The sequence below is a fragment of the uncultured Veillonella sp. genome (assembly GCF_934190855.1).
Taxonomy (GTDB): Bacteria; Bacillota; Negativicutes; order Veillonellales; family Veillonellaceae; genus Veillonella.
In genome coordinates this window covers 1-4589 of record NZ_CAKPTN010000132.1, presented here as the reverse complement: position 1 = coordinate 4589, position 4589 = coordinate 1, and the positions used below count along the sequence as shown (strand labels likewise).

General features: G+C 40.8%; 4 protein-coding genes. All 4 read right to left on the bottom strand.

The features are described 5' to 3' along the window. Positions 1-771, bottom strand: a 771-nt coding sequence (gene recA / locus Q0F90_RS07455; RefSeq protein WP_296004405.1) for a recombinase RecA, incomplete at its 3' end; no start/stop codon positions are given. A 4-nt stretch (positions 772-775) separates the two neighbouring features. Next, the gene (locus Q0F90_RS07450) at positions 776-2023 is read right to left on the bottom strand and encodes a competence/damage-inducible protein A (protein WP_296004404.1); all 1248 of its coding nucleotides are present in this window, start codon (positions 2021-2023) and stop codon (positions 776-778) included. Positions 2024-2058: 35 nt separating this feature from the next. Next, complete coding sequence (gene rimO, locus Q0F90_RS07445; RefSeq protein WP_296004403.1) at positions 2059-3405, bottom strand: 30S ribosomal protein S12 methylthiotransferase RimO; 1347 nt, start codon at positions 3403-3405, stop codon at positions 2059-2061. Positions 3406-3473: 68 nt separating this feature from the next. Continuing rightward, entirely contained in the window at positions 3474-4511 is a 1038-nt protein-coding gene (locus Q0F90_RS07440; RefSeq protein WP_296004402.1) for an ABC transporter substrate-binding protein, read from the bottom strand. Positions 4512-4589 lie beyond the last annotated feature (78 nt).

Below are 4589 nucleotides of genomic sequence, written 5' to 3'. Positions count from 1 at the left end.
TTTGAACGGAGGTGCTACTTTATTTTTAACAACTTTTACTTTAGTGCGAGCACCAACGTTTTCATTATTAGCTTTAATGAGTTCACCTTTACGAACATCGAGGCGTACGGAGGAATAGAATTTCAACGCACGACCACCAGTTGTTGTTTCAGGATTACCAAACATGACCCCAACTTTTTCACGCAATTGGTTGATAAAGATAACAACAGTTTTAGATTTGCTGATGATACCAGTCAATTTACGCAATGCTTTACTCATCAAACGAGCTTGTAAACCTACGTGAGCATCGCCCATTTCGCCATCGATTTCAGCTTTAGGAACCAAAGCCGCAACGGAGTCAACTACAACGATATCTACAGCACCACTGCGAACAAGAGCTTCTGTAATTTCAAGAGCTTGCTCACCATTGTCTGGTTGAGAAATCAATAAATTATTGATATCAACGCCCAAGTTACGAGCATATACTGGATCCATCGCATGCTCCGCATCAATAAATGCAGCAATGCCGCCTTGTTTTTGTGCTTCTGCTACAGCGTGAAGTGCTACTGTTGTTTTACCAGAGGATTCTGGACCGTAGATTTCAATAACACGGCCACGAGGGAAACCACCTACACCAACAGCGATATCGATAGCAAGAGAACCGGAGGAGATAACCTCTACGTTCATGCGATCTGCTGCTTCACCAAGACGCATAATAGCACCTTTACCAAAGTCTTTTTCAATTTGTTTTAACGCGTTATCCAACGCTGCTTGTCTGCCATCTACAGCCATTATATTATTTCCCCTTTTCTGTTATATAAGTATACACATAATATAGTGCTAGCTCTGCTGCACTTTGTCTAATATCATCTCGATTGCCAATTAGATTTGCTTTATGAGCTACAGTGCCTTGTGGCCCAGTAACACCAAACCACACAAGACCAACTGGCTTTTCAGGACTACCGCCACCAGGACCGGCTATGCCCGTCGTAGAAACGGCATAGGTCGTTTGCCCAATAGATTTAGCCCCTTCCGCCATAGCCTTAGCCACTTGCACACTTACGGCACCATAGGTGTCGAGCATGTCTTGAGGTACACCTAGTACACGATGTTTTATGTCGTTGCTATACGAAATAACGCCACCCATGTAGTACTCACTACTGCCACTCACATTAGTTAGTAATTTACCAACTAAACCAGAGGTACAAGATTCAGCAGTACTAATCGTACTCTGCTCCTCAAGTAGCGCACGACCGAGGGTTTCCTCCATAGAAACAGTCAAATCACGGCCTACACGAGAGCCTAATCGTTCTCGAATAATAGCGTTCCAAGGATTGAGAAGCGCTTGTGCCTCCTCTAATGTATCAGCCTTAGCGGTGATGCGAACCTCGATATAGCCCTTTTTAATAAGTAAAGCAATCGTCGGATTCGATTGATTCTTAATGAGATCCATCAAGGTGTTCTCTAAGTCGATTTCACGAATATCATATACACCATATCGATAGGATATAACAACACCTTGTGAACCAAAGCGATTATCTAAGTAAGGTACTACGCTCTCTTGGAACATGCCCTTCATTTCCCCAGGAGGTCCAGGTAACAGTATATATGTAGTATCCCCATCTTCTACGACAACACCAGGAGCTACGCCTACAGGATTTTTAAGAATCTTTGCCCCTTCAGGTAACTCCGCTTCTCGACGGCTTGCCTCAGGTACGGTTCGTTTTACACTTTCAAAAAAACGTGTAACCTCATCCATCGCCTCTTGATTAAATACAATAGGTCGTCCAACAGAATCGGCTAATACATTACGCGTAATATCCCCCTGCGTTGGGCCTAACCCACCAGTACTAATCACAATATCAGCCCGTGTACTAGCCAGCTGAAAAACCTCTGCCATTCGCTTAGGATTATCACCAACTACGGATTGATGAGCAATAGTATAGCCTAATTTATTTAACTCTTGCGCTAGCCAAGATACATTCGTATTGACTGTATCACCTAGCAATAATTCTGAGCCTGTAGAAATAAGTTCTACAATCATCAGATCACCTCCACACTCGAATATATCGAAGTGTATTATTCTACAACGGTAGCTACAACGTCGTAAGCAAAACCTTGTTCTACTTGTACCTTAAGAATGTCACCAGGTTTAATATCTTCGCCACAGTCTTCGATATACATATTACCGTCTACATCAGGAGCTTGAGATTTCAAACGACCTTTTGCAAGCAATGTATTATTATCGCCTTCTTCGATTTCTTCGACCATTGCATAATCAATGGTACCTTCTAAGTCGCGATTGTTCTCTTCAGAGATAGCAGCTTGGATGGACATGAGAACGTGGTAACGTTCTTCTTTAACTGCTTCTGGGACTTGGTCTTCACGAGCACCAGCCGGTGTGCCTTCCTCTTGAGAGTACGTAAATACACCCATGTTATCGAATTTGATTTCTTTTACAAAGTCACAAAGTTCCTCAAATTGCTCGTCTGTTTCACCAGGGAAGCCAACGATAATAGATGTACGCAATGTAATATGAGTAGGCGCATTTCTAATTTTCTTAAGCAAACGCTCAATATCATTGCGATCATCGCGGCGATTCATTTGCTTCAAGATATCATTGTTTACATGTTGTAACGGAATATCTACATATTTACAAAGTTTTGGCTCATTAACGATAATATCTAACAATTCATCAGAGAAGAATGTCGGATATAAGTAGAGCATGCGAATCCATTCGATGCCTTCTACAGTAGTTAATTCTTTTAACAAGGTCGTCAATAATGGCTTACCATCGTTGAGGTCAATACCATAGCTAGTCGTATCTTGAGCGATAAGAACAACCTCTTTAACACCAGATGCTGCTAAGCGTTCTACTTCGGCTTTAATAGACTCAATTGTACGGCTACGGAATGCACCACGCACCTTTGGAATAATACAGAAAGTACAACCATTGTTACAGCCTTCTGCAATTTTTACATATGCACTGTAACGAGGTGTAGTCTGAATACGAGGCATACGCTCATCATAGATGTTCGTAATATTCTCCATAATACAACTACGATTGCCATGCTCAATAGCATCAACGGCTACCATAATTTGGTCCCATGCACCAGTACCGATTAATGCATCAATTTCAGGAATTTCTTGGAATAATTCATCCTGATATTGTTGGCTAAGGCAACCTGCTACAATAAGGCCCTTACAACGGCCATCTTCCTTATATTGAGCAACCTCAAGGATGGTATTAATAGACTCAGCCTTGGCTTTTTCAATAAAGGTGCAGGTATTAACAACGATAAGATCTGCTTCGCTTAGGTCTTCAGTGATGGTATAGACATTGTCTTTCAACAAGCCTAACATGACTTCAGTATCTACTAAATTTTTAGCACAACCTAGGCTAACATACCCTAATTTCTTACCCATTCTATATCCTTTCTTCACTCGATTATCTCTCTATCTCTTTTCCCAGTAATGGGATCTATTCAACTGGCTTAGTCTTTACGAAATCGTACTTGACTAACCCAGTGGTTTAACAATAACTTTTTACCTTCCATGGTATAGCCACCATTCACAGGCCATAAGACTAATTCTTGACCCATAGAATCCTTCGGCTCATCCATTTCAGGATTGGTGAACATATAGGTAAAATTATTTTCTTCCATATATTTCGCCGTTTTTGTAGATAACAACCAATTAATAAATTCAACACTATCCGCTTTGTGCTTTGAATTTTTTAATACCGCAGCACCAGTTACATAATAAGATGTGCCATCTTTAGGATAAATGAACTTAATTGGATATCCATGACGATTATACTGAGCTGCATCAGATAAGTTTCCAATCCCAATATTTGTTTCTCCTAATGCCGTTAAGCGTACTGGAGTAGACAAAAATTTAGCATGTTGTACTACATGTGGCTTCAAGGTATACAAATATTCAAGAGCCTCTGGTTCCCCTTTGTACTCCACCATATTATATAGTAAATTTGCCGCATTTTGAGATGCTACAAAATCGGTCATAATAATAGACCAGTCCCCTTGTTTTCCCAAGGTTTCCCAAGTGGTAATATACTTGCCAATACCATTGTGGAAAGTATCATTTTGAACAAATACGATAGGATCATACCAAAGGCCAACCCAGTAGCCATTAGGATCCTTAAATGTATCTCGCACTTCATCAATTCGTTCATTAACGATTGGTGCATATTTACCAGTATTAGCACCTACAACGAGATTATCCTCAGAGGTAAGAACTAAATCACCAGATGTGTCAGCCACATTTGATGCTGACCGTTGAGCCATTTGATCTTCTGTAAGAGGCATTATTGTAACCTTTACATTTTGTTCCGCTTCATAACGATCAGCAAGCATGGTAGTTAAATTATTTGGCAAGTCTGTATAGACTGTAATTTCACCGCGAACTGGCTCCTTGGCCTGTTCGATTTGTTCATGATGGTAAAAGTTCATGCCGTAGGTTAACATCCCTACCACAAAAAGGGCTAAAACGCCCGGAGCAATCCATCGTTTCATATATGCCTCCTATAAGACATAAAGTATCCCTTAGCGAGACTAGCAAAACTAATCCCTATCATTAACGACCACCACGAC

Excerpts from the sequence above, each read along its gene's own strand:
- Q0F90_RS07450 (WP_296004404.1), bottom strand. The coding sequence starts at position 2,023 with ATGATTGTAGAACTTATTTCTACAGGCTCAGAATTATTGCTAGGTGAT.
- rimO (WP_296004403.1), bottom strand. The coding sequence starts at position 3,405 with ATGGGTAAGAAATTAGGGTATGTTAGCCTAGGTTGTGCTAAAAATTTA.
- Q0F90_RS07440 (WP_296004402.1), bottom strand. The coding sequence starts at position 4,511 with ATGAAACGATGGATTGCTCCGGGCGTTTTAGCCCTTTTTGTGGTAGGG.